This is a genomic window from Alkalihalobacillus sp. TS-13 (assembly GCF_019720915.1).
GTDB lineage: Bacteria > Bacillota > Bacilli > Bacillales > Fictibacillaceae > Pseudalkalibacillus.
Genome location: NZ_JAHKSI010000007.1, coordinates 48,182 through 63,099, shown reverse-complemented (window position 1 = coordinate 63,099; position 14,918 = coordinate 48,182). Strand labels below are relative to the sequence as shown.

The 14,918-nt window shown below is 42.2% G+C and carries 12 protein-coding genes; 10 read left to right on the top strand and 2 right to left on the bottom strand.

What is annotated here, in order from left to right:
• The first annotated feature begins 128 nt into the window (after window positions 1–128).
• Together KOL94_RS23290 and KOL94_RS23285 are read left to right on the top strand one after the other, a co-directional pair.
• A complete protein-coding gene (locus tag KOL94_RS23290) occupies window positions 129–1,139 on the top strand; it encodes a FecCD family ABC transporter permease (RefSeq protein ID WP_221569059.1) in 1,011 nt (336 codons plus the stop codon).
• Window positions 1,136–2,185: a FecCD family ABC transporter permease gene (locus KOL94_RS23285; RefSeq protein ID WP_311775223.1), complete on the top strand. Its 1,050-nt coding sequence runs from the start codon at window positions 1,136–1,138 to the stop codon at window positions 2,183–2,185. The genes KOL94_RS23290 and KOL94_RS23285 overlap by 4 nt, the downstream gene beginning before the upstream one ends.
• A 100-nt stretch (window positions 2,186–2,285) precedes the next feature.
• Here the strand turns inward: KOL94_RS23285 and KOL94_RS23280 are convergent, their stop codons facing one another.
• On the bottom strand, window positions 2,286–3,038 hold the full coding sequence (locus KOL94_RS23280; RefSeq protein WP_221569058.1) for a SurA N-terminal domain-containing protein: 753 nt from the start codon (window positions 3,036–3,038) through the stop codon (window positions 2,286–2,288).
• Between the two features lie 648 nt (window positions 3,039–3,686).
• Here KOL94_RS23280 and KOL94_RS23275 point away from each other — a divergent pair.
• Entirely contained in the window at window positions 3,687–4,922 is a 1,236-nt protein-coding gene (locus KOL94_RS23275; protein ID WP_221569057.1) for an argininosuccinate synthase, read from the top strand.
• Window positions 4,915–6,303 carry an argininosuccinate lyase gene (argH, locus tag KOL94_RS23270; protein WP_221569056.1) on the top strand — a complete coding sequence of 463 codons (1,389 nt, stop codon included), beginning with the start codon at window positions 4,915–4,917 and terminating at the stop codon, window positions 6,301–6,303. Before KOL94_RS23275 ends, argH begins: the two co-directional genes overlap by 8 nt.
• A 235-nt stretch (window positions 6,304–6,538) precedes the next feature.
• On the opposite strand, the gene KOL94_RS23265 is transcribed toward argH, so the two are convergent.
• Window positions 6,539–8,089 carry a hypothetical protein gene (locus KOL94_RS23265; RefSeq protein WP_221569055.1) on the bottom strand — a complete coding sequence of 517 codons (1,551 nt, stop codon included), beginning with the start codon at window positions 8,087–8,089 and terminating at the stop codon, window positions 6,539–6,541.
• 159 nt (window positions 8,090–8,248) lie between these two features.
• Between KOL94_RS23265 and KOL94_RS23260 the strand changes: the two genes are divergently transcribed.
• From KOL94_RS23260 to nadE, 6 genes are all read left to right on the top strand, one after another.
• Window positions 8,249–8,881 (top strand): Type 1 glutamine amidotransferase-like domain-containing protein, encoded by a 633-nt coding sequence (locus tag KOL94_RS23260; RefSeq protein WP_221569054.1) that lies wholly within the window; start codon window positions 8,249–8,251, stop codon window positions 8,879–8,881.
• 497 nt (window positions 8,882–9,378) lie between these two features.
• Window positions 9,379–9,753: an ArsR/SmtB family transcription factor gene (locus KOL94_RS23255; protein ID WP_221569053.1), complete on the top strand. Its 375-nt coding sequence runs from the start codon at window positions 9,379–9,381 to the stop codon at window positions 9,751–9,753.
• Entirely contained in the window at window positions 9,740–11,869 is a 2,130-nt protein-coding gene (locus KOL94_RS23250; RefSeq protein WP_221569052.1) for a heavy metal translocating P-type ATPase, read from the top strand. Before KOL94_RS23255 ends, KOL94_RS23250 begins: the two co-directional genes overlap by 14 nt.
• A 427-nt stretch (window positions 11,870–12,296) precedes the next feature.
• Window positions 12,297–12,557, top strand: coding sequence for a metal-sensitive transcriptional regulator (locus tag KOL94_RS23245; RefSeq protein ID WP_221569051.1), 261 nt, complete (start codon window positions 12,297–12,299; stop codon window positions 12,555–12,557).
• Window positions 12,558–12,776: 219 nt separating this feature from the next.
• A complete protein-coding gene (locus KOL94_RS23240) occupies window positions 12,777–13,163 on the top strand; it encodes a DUF302 domain-containing protein (RefSeq protein ID WP_221569050.1) in 387 nt (128 codons plus the stop codon).
• 583 nt (window positions 13,164–13,746) lie between these two features.
• Window positions 13,747–14,571 carry an ammonia-dependent NAD(+) synthetase gene (gene nadE / locus KOL94_RS23230; RefSeq protein WP_221569048.1) on the top strand — a complete coding sequence of 275 codons (825 nt, stop codon included), beginning with the start codon at window positions 13,747–13,749 and terminating at the stop codon, window positions 14,569–14,571.
• The last annotated feature ends 347 nt before the right edge of the window (window positions 14,572–14,918 follow it).

Genomic DNA, 14,918 nt, shown 5'->3' with positions numbered 1-14,918 from the left:
CACAATTAGTAGTTTATAACTGTTTTATCCCCTTGTCAATAAGAAATTGATAATGATTATCATTGACAGTTAAGCCCAGCAAGAATAGACTTAAATAGGAAACGTTATAAAAAGAAAGGTTTATACATATGAGGGAACTTTTAAATACGAATGTGAAAAAGTTGGTCGGTCTCCTCGCAGGGATCTTCTTAGTCGTCTTTTTCATCGGGTGCAGTGTCGTTTACGGTTATACTAGCGTCAATTGGGGGATGGTCATCCAATCATTTACCCAGTTTGATGGCTCTAATGAACATATCATCATACAGGAAAGCCGTGTGCCGCGGGCGCTCATTGGAGCTGCAGTCGGCGCAAGTCTGGCGATAGCAGGGGCGTTGATGCAGGGGATCACAAGGAATCCATTGGCATCACCGAGTATATTCGGTATTAATGCCGGAGCTGGTTTTTTCATCGTTCTTGCAGTCACGTTCTTTTCCATATCATCAATCCATCAATTTGCGTGGATCGCTTTCTTCGGTGCAATGGTCACTTCCTTAATTGTCTACTTACTTGGCTCATTAGGAAGGGACGGACTCACACCTGTAAAATTGACGCTTGCTGGAGCGGCGATGGCAGCGATGTTCGCTTCCATGACGCAGGGCATGCTTGCATTGGACGAAAAAGCGTTGGAGGAAGTTCTGTTTTGGCTGACCGGTTCCATTGAGGGACGAAAGCTCGGCATCCTGACTGCAATGCTGCCGTATCTGATCATTGGCTGGATAGGGTCCTTGTTGATTACTGGGCAGATGAATACACTTTCGATGGGGGACGATGTGGCAGCGGGACTTGGTCAAAATACGGTCCTTGTCAAGATCAGTGCAGCAGTGGTCATCGTATTGCTTGCGGGTTCTGCCGTTGCGATAGCAGGTCCAATCGGTTTCATTGGCATCGTTATCCCTCATATTGCAAGAGGGCTTGTAGGCATCAATTACAAATGGATCATTCCTTACAGCGGATTGTTAGGCGCTATATTACTTTTGCTCGCTGATATTGGTGCACGGTATGTCATCATGCCGAAGGAAGTGCCTGTCGGAGTTATGACTGCGCTTATTGGTACGCCATTCTTCATCTACATCGCAAGAAGGGGGTTGAATAGACTGTGAGTAAATACCACCCCTTACGTACGAAATGGATGTCCTTTTTACTAGATAAAAAAGCTGTCTTATACATTATGTTGCTGACTGTCCTCACACTAGTGCTTTTGGTCATCAGTGTCGGCACAGGGCAGATGCAGATCCATCCAGTTGATGTAGTAAAGACGTTACTCGGGATGGGGGACTCGATGAATGAACTTGTCATCAAGTCTTTCCGGCTGCCGCGGATCTTATTGGCGTTGATTGCTGGAATGGCGTTAGCCGTATCTGGGGCGATTTTACAAGGGATTATCCGAAATCCGCTTGCTTCCCCTGATATCATAGGGATCACAGGGGGAGCTTCATTGGCTGCAGTCACGTTCTTAACAGTGTTCAGCGGAAGAGGCAACGCTTTGACTGTGAGTATCCACTGGATGCCGGTCGCTGCATTTATCGGGGCGACATTACTAGGTTTCCTTGTCTATATTTTTTCATGGAAAAATGGCGTCAATCCTGTACGCCTTGTACTGATTGGCATCGGTCTTGCAGCAGCGATGCAGGCGCTGACGAACATGATGATCCTATTCGGGCCGTTGTATTTGGCGACTCAGGCACAAATCTGGATAACCGGTAGTGTGAATGGCGCCAACTGGAATCAGGTGAAGACATTAACACCATGGATTCTCATCTTCCTTTTATTTGTTTGGATGTATGCACGTAGGTTGAACGTACAAGAGCTTGGTGAAGACCTTGCAAGAGGGTTTGGAAGTGTTGTACAAAAGGACCGCCTAATCCTATTGCTTTTCAGTACAGCGCTGGCTGGCGGTGCAGTGGCTTTCGTGGGGGGCGTCGGATTTGTCGGTTTGATGGCACCGCACATTGCACGAAAGCTTGTAGGATCTTCATTCGGAGCATTGATTCCGGCTTCCGCATTAGTAGGAGCGCTGCTCGTGATGGGTGCGGATTTGATTGCAAGAACCGCCTTCGCCCCATTGGAAGTGCCAGCCGGTGTTTTCACGGCGGCATTAGGTGCACCATACTTCATCTACTTGCTCTATCGTTCAAGGAATAAATAACAAAAGGCTACGGAAAGCGATTTATTTCTAATCTCAAAAAAACATTAAACTAACAAAAGAAAGAAGCAGCCGGCTGGCTGCTTCTTTCCTTATATACGTCTTAGATTTTTACATTGATGTCCGCATCTTTCTTCAGTTCTTTCACTTTTTGAGCTACCTTTTCTTGCTTCTGTTTCTCTTGCATTTGTTTTTTAAGTTGATCTTTTACTTCTTCATACTTTGGAGCTTGTTCTCCTTGAGCTTCTTTCATTTGGTCGTAATATTTTTTTAATTCTTCCTCAGAGACCTCTTCAGCCGGAATTTCTTTTTCCACATAAGTCTCATACTGGATTTGTGCTGCGATCTGTTCTTTCAATTGTTCTTCATTCAGCTTGTTGGTCTTCAATGCTTCCTTGAATTTCTTGTCATCGTCAAATTGACCTTTGATCTGATCGATCTGTTTGTTTACTTCATCCTCTGATGCATCATAGCCCTTTGCTTCAGCCTCTTGAACGATCACTTCGAAATCCACAAGACCAGTGACGACTTGCTTTTTCAATTGATCTGCAACTTTTTTAGATGTAGGATCTTGTCCCATTTGTTGATACTGCATTTGCATTTGGCCTAATGCCCGGTTGAAATCTGCTCCTTTGATTTCTTCATCATTGACAGTAGCAACCACTTTATTTTCATCAACCTGTTGTTCTTCCATCTTTTTCTGCATTTCTTCCATCTGTTCTGTTTTTTCTTTATTCTCTTTGTCCTTTTGTTGACCTTCTTTGTTTTCGTTACCTTTACCCTCTTCATTACCACCACATGCTGCTAAAGCGAATGCAAACAGGGCGACTAAAGCTGTATACATGATTTTTTTCAAGGAAAATTCCCCTTTCAAACAATGTTGTATTCCTCAATTGAAAGCTGAGGTAACTTTTGAACCCCTCATTCTACATTCTTCGAACAAGGTTAAGCATTTTGCTTCCATATGGTAGATTTTACAAAAAGAAATATCTTATACCAAATGTTCGTCCATTTGGTCCCCTATGTTAGTACAAATTCCGAAAAAAGTAAAATCGACAGCTGTTTTCTAAAAGATTGTTACTTATTAACTACAAATTGAATGAAAACTGAATGAAGGACCGCGATCCACTATCATCATCCTCTGAAACCTGACGACTAATATCTTTAAAATGGCTGTTTTCTAAAAGTATGTTGCTATTGGAATGTGAGATGAAATGTGTTGAACCTTTTGACAGAGGAAATATGCGAGACTCCAGCGGGAAAAGCAAGCTAAGCAAGACCCCGCAAGCGAGGACGCGCTGAGGAGGCTTGCAGATTGCCCGCGGAAAGCGAGTATATTTTAAAACAACAATCTATTCGAAAACAGCCTTAAAAATTCTTCCCGATTTCTTTTTCAAAATGTGTTGACATTCGTATAGAAATAAAGTAATTTAGTATCAATTGATTAACTTTGAATAAACATACATTAAAATAAATAAAAATACACAACAAGGAGTGGAGCTTAATGAGCAAAGGGAAAGTGGTTTTAGCTTATTCAGGTGGGTTGGATACTTCTGTATCAATCAAATGGATACAAGAAAAATACGGTTATGATGTAATTGCACTTGGTTTAGACGTAGGAGAAGGAAAAGACTTAGAAACCATCAAAAACAAGGCGCTGAGCGTAGGTGCTATAAAATCGATTGTAGTCGATGCGAAGGAGCTTTTAGCAAAAGAATACTTATTGCCTGCATTGAAATCGAATTGCCTGTATGAAGGAAAGTATCCGTTATCCTCAGCATTATCTCGTCCCCTAATTTCGAAGCTTTTGGTGGAAGTCGCTGAACAGGAAGGTGCAGTGGCGGTTGCACACGGCTGCACTGGAAAAGGGAATGATCAGGTACGATTTGAGGTTTCCATCCAGGCTTTAAATCCGGATCTTCAAGTCATTGCACCTGTTCGTGAATGGGGAATGACACGTGATGAAGAAATTGAATATGCAGCAGAGAAAGGCATTCCGATCCCGGTCAATCTCGACAATCCTTTTTCAATCGATGCTAATATTTGGGGCCGTGCTTGTGAAGCGGGTGTCCTTGAGGATCCATGGGCAGAGGCGCCAGAAAATGCGTATGATTGGACAAATCCAATCGAAATGACTCCAAATGAGCCTGAATATCTCGAAATCGATTTTGAAGAGGGAGTACCTGTCGCTCTAAATGGTGAAAAGACACCGATCGTCGAGTTGATCGAAACATTGAACGAAATCGGTGGAAAACATGGGTACGGTCGAATCGACCATATTGAGAATCGTCTCGTCGGAATCAAATCCCGAGAAGTGTATGAGAACCCTGCTGCTTTGTTGTTGATCAATGCACATAAAGAGCTGGAATTCTTGACGTTGCCTCGCGAGGTCACTCAATTCAAGCCTCAGGTGGAGCAACAGATGGCGAAGCTTGTATATGAAGGCCTTTGGTACTCACCATTACGCTCTGCATTGGAAGCCTTCATCAATGAAACACAAAAGGTTGTAAGCGGCACAATCAAAATCAAGCTGTTTAAAGGTAACGCAACAGTTGTTGCACGTAAATCTAGTCATAGCTTATATAACGAGCAGTTAGCGACCTATTCAGAAGGAGATCTCTTTGATCACAATGCTGCTGTAGGCTTTATCAAATTATGGGGGCTCTCGACGAAAGTACATGCTGAAGTGAATAAGAAGCCGAATCTTAAGGCAGTCAGCAAGGAGAAATTGTATGGCTAAACTTTGGGGCGGCCGTTTTACGAAAGAAACCAATAAGCTTGTTGAAGAGTTCACAGCCTCCATTGAATTCGATCAACAGCTTGCATTAGAGGATATAAAGGGTAGTCTCGCGCATGTCCAGATGCTTGCGGAATGTGAGATCATTTCACTTGAAGAAGCTGACACGATCAAAAACGGGCTGGAAACATTAAAGAAAAAAATCGAGAATGAAGAGCTTGAATATGCGGTTGAACATGAAGACATCCATATGAATATCGAGAAGCACTTGATTGATGAAATCGGAACTGTAGGCGGTAAACTGCATACAGGGCGCAGCCGGAATGATCAGGTAGCAACTGATATGCATTTATATTTGAAAACCAAGACGACTGAGATCATCCAGCTTGTCGAACAGGTCCAACACTCGATCTTGGTACAATCTAAAGCGAATGTTGATACCATTTTACCTGGTTATACACATTTACAACGTGCACAGCCGATTTCTTTCGCCCATCATCTGATGGCTTACTTCTGGATGTTCGAGCGAGACAAAGAACGATTAGTCGATAGTCTGAAAAGAGTGAATGTCCTTCCGCTCGGTGCCGGTGCGCTGGCAGGTACGACGTTCTCGATCAATCGGGAGAGAGTGGCTGAAATCCTTGAGTTCGATTCGATCTACCCAAACAGCATGGATGCGGTAAGCGACAGAGACTTCATATTAGAATTTCTCTCGATCGCTTCAATCATGATGACGCATATATCGCGTCTTTCAGAAGAAATGGTGATCTGGTCGAGTCAGGAGTTCGGTTTCATTGAGTTGGACGATTCTTTCTGTACCGGTTCAAGCATCATGCCGCAAAAAAAGAACCCTGATGTCCCAGAGCTTTTACGGGCGAAAACGGGACGTACGTATGGGAACCTTATGGGATTATTAACTGTCTTGAAAGGTTTGCCGTTAGCGTATAACAAGGATATGCAGGAAGATAAGGAAGGGATGTTCGATACGGTCAAAACGTTGGATGGATCGTTGAAGCTTCTGGCACCGATGATTGAAACGATGACGGTGAACACAGGAGCGATGCGAAAGGCTGTGACTGAAGACTATTCGAATGCCACTGATTTGGCTGACTACCTCGTTACGAAAGGATTGCCTTTCCGTGAGGCTCATGCGATCATCGGTCAAATCGTCCTCCATGCAATCCAACAAAAGAAATATCTCTTAGACCTTAATCTCGAGGTTTATCAGGAATTCAGTCCGTTATTTGAAGAGGATATCTATGAGGTCCTAGCACCCGAAAACGTGGTTGCTGCGAGAAACAGTACAGGCGGGACGGGACAAACACAAGTCAAAAAGCAGATTGAACTCGCTGAAACAAAACTGAAAAGCGTAGAGAAGGTATAAAAAAAGGGTGACCCACCATAAGGACTAAGGGGTCGCCCTTTTTAGATTGTAATATTCACTGAGTAATTCGCGCCATTAGGAAGGAATTTATACGGACAGTAATACGTATTTTTGACCTGAGCGTGTCCGTATAAATCCCTGATGCGGTTATCTCGACAAGTTTCCGGAAAATCGCAACATGTTCCAGAAAAATCACAACGTGGAAATATCGCGACAAACACTGATTCTCTATCATTTAAATCGTATAAGGTGAGATCAGAAAGATGATCATCAACGTATGGAAGAGGGAGAAGTATCCGAATTCCTGATAGAGATTCCAATGACTTTTCCTTACAAGTTTTGTGAATAACAGACTTAGAAGGACAAGTACGATCGGAATTATTAACGAATGCATTTGAAACGATAAGTAAATTGGTGAAAAAACTTCAAACATCGGTGTGAAAAACCGCTGCAACAAGAAATATTGAAAAATGGTGAATAAACCGATCGTGCTGTATCGGACCCAGCTGCGGCGCTGTTCTATTGCATCTTCATTCCAGAATGAAACACAGAAGAGGAAAATGATTGCCGGTGCAAGCCACATGACGGCAACTAATAATAGAATCAGTCCATATGGCAGCTTCGCCATCCCTGTATAGAAGCCATTCACCCAATCAGAGGCTTGTAGGCTTTCACCTTTTTCGACAAGTTCAGGGTGATCCGATACTGCCATGATCTTAGCGTTTTTTCCTCTTGTATCCAGCCAGAAAAGTTCACCTTCATCAACATAGACGTGATTCTTTGATACAGAGGTTGAGGTGCTGATGTGACTTGCTAGCCACTTTCCATCTTTCGGAACAGCTCGATACACGTTCCAGCTTTCGATTTTCGGTTTGATCTTGCTTCTGATCGATAGATATATTTCTGGACCATTCTCAGTTATAACGAGGTTCATATTGTCGAACACCCGCTGTCTACTATTCGTAAATGTATCGTAGACCCGAACTTCATTAAAAGAAGGTTCTTCTTGTGCTTTTTTGAAGAGAGCGTAATGCCCTCTGACGATAATCGTGCCGCCATGGGCTTGGCCAGTTTGATAGATGAGATGCATCCCATCATCATTTTCAGCAAGGTCGATATCTGTCACACTCTCCCCGCTGATGGAATTGATATCGAATTTCACTGATTCGTTAACGGTGCCCTCATCGGTTTTATATACTGATACTTGGGTTGTATATTCTTCTTTTTTACTTGTTACTGCAAAAAGTCCTTTCTGATCACTTGCAAATACGTTAGAGACCGGGTGATCGGTTATTACCAGCTGCTCTGAAGTTTTGGTTGTAGAATCAACCTTAAAGATCCTATCTTTTTCCCAATAATAGAGATTAGTAACAGAGGCTTCGAAACCATCTATCTTGTCAGCTATCGTTCGTTTCTCTTTCCCATCAAAATAAGTCAACGCTTGATCTTCAATAAAATAGGCAGTATTGTTCTTTGCCCATATAGTAGCCGATAGACCTAGCTCAATCGGAAGGGTTTCTTTATTGGTCACTTCCAGTTTTTCAGTGACATGGACGTTCGTGAGCTTCCCATTTTCATTAAAGTGTACATCATACCCGGAATCAACTTTTTTAGCTGTGAGGAGCTTCCCGGTTACCCCATCGACAATTTCTGTATTACGACTGAGACCTTCCGGAGTCAGACCCCGTTCCTTCATTGCATGGTGAAATGTCAACAACCCGATTAATAGGAAAATAAGCATCACTGGTAAATAGATTGTGCGTTTTTTCTTAACATGCTGAATCACCACCATCACCCCTTTTGATATATTCCAAAATATGTATGTTTTTTGTTACATCGTACTATACGGTTTAGAAGAATAATAGTTTCATTTTTACTAAAAGAAAAGGGATCAAGTGTATGAAGAAGAAAGACATATAAGGAAGTAAAAAAGAGAGGTTTTTATATGAGTCAATTGATCATGTTGAGCAATATCGATGAACATCTAGATAAAGAGTTGGAGAAGAAGATCAGGCAGATTGTCTCAGAGAAAGGTTCTACATTAGGCTATATCCCTTCACAATACGATGTGACAAAACATTACTTCAATCGTATGAAACCGCATTTGCAACGGTTTGGTTTTGATCAATATGTTTATTTTGATATTGATAAAGAATATGAACCTGAAAACCTGGATGAGTTATCGTCCTGTGATGCGATTTACTTATCTGGTGGAAATACATATTATTCTTTGAAGAATCTACGTTCGAGGAACATGCTGTGTTTTCTACAGGACTTTGTAAAAACCGGTGGAGTCTTGATCGGGGTAAGTGCAGGCGCGATGATGATGTCGCCGACAATAGAGGTTGCGCAATTTTTGGACCCCAATGATGTCCGACTTGCCGATCCTGAGGCACTCAACTTAGTCCAGCTGCATTTCTTACCCCATTTCATAGATCGGGTTCGCATGACAGTAGCAGTAGAAAGATTCATGACTCGTACATCAATACCCCTGTATGTATGTCAGGACCGAGCGGGCATTGTAATCGAAAAAGGAAACCTGGAATGTTACGGGAATGTAAGAAGAGCTGACTTCTGAGTCCATGAAAATTGATACATCTTTGCCTAATTCCGTAAGTCTCCTCGTTTTTCACGTACTGTAGAGTCTTGGCGTGCTGTTTTCAGTATGAGTGCAGTGAATTGAAATCGACTGAAACGATCCCAAAAATGAAACCGTATGATCTTTTGCATTGGTTTGGGGCATAGACGGAGAATAAAATCAATCTAGAGGAGGAGGAAAATCCAATCTGCTGACCGGTTAATAAACAAGGGGAATTCCGTAAACTAAGAGTAACAAAACGAACTCGAAAAGGGAGCGGATTCCATGTTTAATATCTACGAAATCGAAAAGATCATCATTGAACTGAAAGGAAAGAATAAAAGAAGATAAGGAAAGAGGCTGACCCAAGAGTGACGGACACTTTTGGGTCTTTTTTGCGGTGGAAATGCTGTGTGTAATGTTTGACGTTATTACGTCATACCTTATATACTAATATTCAAAAGAACGTTTGAATGAATTGGTGAGAGGTGAACGAAATGGCGAAAGACGATGTTTGTAAAGTCAATTGTGTGCATGAAGATAAAGTGAGGCGGATAAAAGCTGATATAGAAGGAAAAGATACCATGTCAGCGGCAAAAGTTTTCAAAGCCTTATCCGATGATACAAGGATCAAAATCGCTTATGCATTGACGATAGAGGAAGAACTATGTGTATGCGATGTATCAAATATCGTTGATTGTACGGTTGCAACGGCTTCCCATCACCTGAGGTTGCTTCGGAATATGGGACTTGCAAAATATCGGAAAGTCGGAAAGCTTGTGTACTACTCATTAGATGATGAACACGTAAGGCAAATCATCCAGACCGCATTCTCCCATTTAGAGGAGGGGAAACACCTTGCAACAAGCTAAAGTGAGAGAAACAGAACAGCATGTATATAAGATCTCTGGATTCACCTGAGCTAGTTGTGCCAAAAAGTTCGAAACGAACGTAAAACGCCTGGATGGTGTTTTAGACGCAAAAGTAAATTTTACAGCTTCAAAGCTTACAGTTAAAGGAAACGCACATGTAAAAGAGATTGAAAAAGCGGGGGCTTTTGAAAACTTGAAAGTCCGTCCTGACCATTTGAAAGAAGAAGAAAAGAAAGAACCGTTTCTGAAACGCCATTGGAATGTGTTCATTGCCGGGATTTTTTTAATAGTCGGTTGGACAATCAGCTTGTTAAACGGAGAAGGATCGTTTTTAGCTAACGGCTTTTATGCAGGTTCTATACTTATAGGGGGATATCGATTATTCCTTATAGGATTAAAAAACCTGCTTAGTCTCGAATTCAATATGAGGACACTCATGACAATCGCAATCATCGGAGCTGCCTTGATCGGTGAATGGGGTGAAGGTGCCATGGTCGTGATCCTGTTTGCAATCAGTGAAATCCTTGAAGCTTATTCGATGGAAAAAGCACGCCAGTCAATCCGCGGATTGATGGAAATCGCCCCAAAGGAAGCGACTGTTCTGCGATACAATAAGGAAATGACAATCCCTGTAGAGGACGTGCTAGTCGGAGATACGATGATTGTTTTACCGGGGCAAAAGCTAGCCATGGATGGACTCGTTACGAAAGGCGGATCATTCGTGAACCAATCTGCGGTTACTGGCGAATCTGTACCAGTCCACCTGTCTGTCGGCGATGAAGCTTTTGCTGGAACATTGAATGAAGATGGCTATTTAGAAGTTGAAGTGACGAAACGGGTAGAGGATACAACATTAGCGAAGATCATCCATCTAGTTGAAGAAGCACAAGAAGAGCGCGCTCCATCCCAATCGTTTGTAGATCGTTTCGCAAAATATTATACCCCCGCCATCATTTTAGTGGCGATAGGAGTAGCGGTAATTCCGCCATTATTAGGGGGAAGCTGGGGAGAATGGATCTATCAAGGGCTGGCTGTCCTAGTCGTCGGCTGTCCTTGTGCACTCGTGATTTCGACGCCTGTTTCCATTGTCACAGCAGTTGGGAATGCTGCACGGAACGGTGTGTTAGTAAAAGGCGGTGTCTATTTAGAAGAAGCGGGGAAATTGAAATCTATTGCATTTGATAAAACCGGAACCTTGACAAAGGGAATCCCTGAAGTCACCGATATTATCCCGCTGGTCGAATACAAGGAGTCTGAAATTATCCGGATTGCTGCTTTTCTTGAAAGTAGATCGCAGCACCCTTTAGCATCTGCAATATTGAAGAAATCTGAAGAGATGGGGATTGAGAAGCCATCAGAGAATATAGAGAACTTCAAATCGATTACCGGTAAGGGTATAAAAGGTACGATCGATCAGACTGTTTATTATGCTGGAAGTCTTGCATTATTTACTGAGGATTTGCAAGTCCAGCTTGAACATGATACGTATACTGTCATCGATCGTCTTCGTTCTGAAGGGAAAACTGTGCTGGCGGTCGGCACAGAAGAGCATCTGCTTGCGCTCATTGCAGTAGCGGATACAATACGGGATGAAAGTGCCGAAGTCGTGAAAGCACTACATTCTATGAATATCAAAAATACAATCATGCTGACTGGTGACCATCAGCTGACAGCAAACAGCATCGGGGAGCAAATAAACATTTCTACCATAAAAGCAGAACTGCTTCCTGAAGAAAAATTAAACTACATTAAAGAGTATGAACAGCGGTTTGGGAAAGTCGCGATGGTCGGGGATGGTGTAAATGACGCACCTGCTCTTGCTTCCTCTACCGTTGGAATTGCCATGGGCGGTGCTGGTACCGATACAGCTATCGAAACAGCGGATATCGCTCTGATGGGAGATGACTTACGCAAACTTCCATATACCATCAAGCTTAGCCGGAAAACTCTTGCGATCATCAAGCAGAACATTGCTTTTTCGATCGGAGTTAAACTATTGGCACTCTTACTCGTCGTGCCAGGTTGGCTGACTCTGTGGATTGCGATCTTTGCAGATATGGGGGCAACCCTTCTTGTTACATTGAATGGCCTAAGGCTTTTAAAAGTAAAAGAATAAGTTCTTTTCTAAAGGCCAGTGGTTATTTTGAATGTCTTTTCTGGTTTACATGGATGTTTTGGAATCGTAACGGACACCAGAGCCGTTATTGGTGACAAAATGCGATGTTTCAGAGTTTTAGCGGACACCAGAGCCGTTATCTGTGAACAAAAGAGCTGATTAAATAAGAGCTCTGGTGTCCGTTATTTTTATAAATGAACGATTTTTTGGAAAATAAGGTCTCCTGTGTCCGTTAACGATTGTTTCCCACACTGTTTGTGCAAATAGTTACGGATTACCCCTCATGCTCAGCATTTATGGGACAACCTCTCACGTTTTCTTTATGAAAATATGTATTGTACAATAGAGGAGTTAACAAGGTGATTTGCATTTATAGAGAAATTTCGCATTATACATAGAACACTTTTAATATAGGGGGTTGAACCTCATGGAATATAATGATCAAATGAAAAACCGTGTCAAACGTATTGAAGGACAAGTCCGCGGAGTCCTCAAAATGATGGACGAAGAAAAAGACTGTAAGGATATAGTGACACAGATGTCTGCAATAAGAAGTGCGTTGGACCGTACGATCGGTCTAGTTGTTGGTACAAACCTTGAACAGTGTCTCAGAGAACAACTGGATAAAGGTGAAAATACGGACGATCTAATTAAAGAAGCAGTCAATCTACTTGTAAAAAGCAGATAAGAATTCAGGTGTTGACATTCAATGTACCCATAAGGGATTAAGCAACACCTTTTTATTTTTAAGAAAATAAATACCTATACAGGTGCATGGTAAAAGGTGGACAGCTATTATCCTTGATTGGGAATGGAATCAATCGTTTAACCTTGAAGTAAATAGGGAAACTGAATAATACGATGTGGGGTATAATCCATAATCAATTAATAAAAGGAGATGAAGTGGATGTTTCATTATACAGTAACAACAAATCAATCGATTGATGAAGCTTGCGAAACATTGGAAAAGCAATTGAAGGAAGAGCAATTCGGGGTACTATGGAACTTTGATCTGAAGAATACCTTGAACACCAAAGGACTAGAATTCGACAGAGATTTCAGGATTTTAGAAGTGTGTAACCCGAAGGAAGCGCAACGTGTATTGAATCAAAATGTAATGGTCGGCTATTTCCTTCCTTGTAAAATGGTTGTTTATGAAGATGATGGCGTCTCGAAGATCGGAATGCCAAAACCGACATCCCTCGTTACGATGGTCGACGATGCCCAAATCACCGAAATGGCAGAGGATATCGAGAAAAGACTAATCGCATGTATGGATAAATCCAGCGTCTAAATTTTGAATGAAGGCATATAATGTTTTTGTGTGATTCTTGATGCTGGATTACAAGATAATTACAATTTTCAGAAACTGTTGATTTTTGCGATGACAACCTGAGATAGTGGTGTTATAATAAAAAAAGGTTTTTAGAGAATGAAAACGCAGGTGCTGCGAACACCTGCGTATCATACGATAAGCTTTTCCCTCAAGGGGACCGGCTTGGACTAGAGTAGACCGTGACCTAAAGTGTGCAGCTCAAGGACGGTCTATTTTTTATACGGGAATGACAATACGCTGATAATCAACGTGGCAAACGAGATGGTAACCATCAACGTTTGAAATACCGTCATTATTACACCACCCCTTTCGAGTGTAGTGCCGACCGTCCTTGAGTACCGAAACTTATCGTATTTATACAATTCTATCATTATTGGTAAAATTTCTCATGATACATATGGACCAGTTATGCGGTTACCAAACCACCTGCTATTATGTCTGAAAATCATTTTATAGGCTGAAAGTCGCGGTTGCCGTGTACATGAGACATTATAGGGTAAGGTATTTATAGACTTCAATAATATTAATTGGAGGGAAATGTGTGAGTTTACAAAATGAAATTATAAAAGAATTACACGTCAAACCGAACATTTTACCTGAACAAGAGATTGAACGACGCGTAGACTTATTAAAAAAATATGCCAAAAAGACTGGAATGAAAGGCTATGTCCTTGGAATCAGCGGTGGACAAGACTCTACTCTGGCTGGGAAGCTGGCTCAAGTCGCCGTTGAACAATTACGTGAAGAAACCGGAGAGAACTATACGTTTATTGCAATGCGGCTGCCCTATGGAGTGCAAAAGGATGAGGATGACGCACAAAAAGCTCTTGAGTTCATCGGTCCGGATCAAAACGTAACCTTCAATATAAAGGAAGCTGTCGATGCATCGTATCGTGCTTTCAGGGAAGGCATAGGTGAAGAACTGAGTGACTTTTTGAAAGGGAATACGAAAGCGCGTGAACGTATGAAGGTCCAGTATGATCTTGCAGCTCATCACAACCTCCTGGTGATCGGAACAGATCATGGTGCAGAAGCAGTAACAGGTTTCTTTACCAAGCATGGAGATGGCGCATGTGATATAGCTCCTTTGTTCGGTCTGAACAAAAGGCAAGGAAAAATGCTGTTGAAACAGTTGGGTTCTCCTGAAGCGCTATATACGAAAGCCCCTACTGCAGATCTTGAGGATGACCGTCCTGGACGTCCGGATGAAGAAGCGCTTGGTATTACCTATGAACAAATCGATGACTATTTAGAGGGTAAAGAAATTGATCCAGAGGCAAGGAATACCCTTGAAAACCATTATTTGAAAACCCGTCATAAGCGTGAAGGCGAAGTTACCCTATACGATGACTGGTGGAAGAGTTGAATAGATAATGAGCAGGGAAAACCACGGAGAATTTATATTCTATCCGTGGTTTTTTAATTTAAAAGCTGTTATGACTTCGAAATTCACTCCCTTTCCGCGGGCATACGAAAAACGGAAGCGACCCGATGAGTTACGTAGGTCACTGGAAAACTGACGAGGAGGCTCGAACCAAACAAAGACTTGGTTCTGCGTGGGCTAACTCATAAGGATGTCAATCAATGTGTTGCCGCCGCAGGAAGTTTGAAGTGATCCAAGTGATTGGTCGCTGAGCTAGACATCACTTCCCTGTATTAACCCACTTCCGCGAGCCTCCTCACTCGATCCTTGCTGCGGGGGCTCGCCTGGCT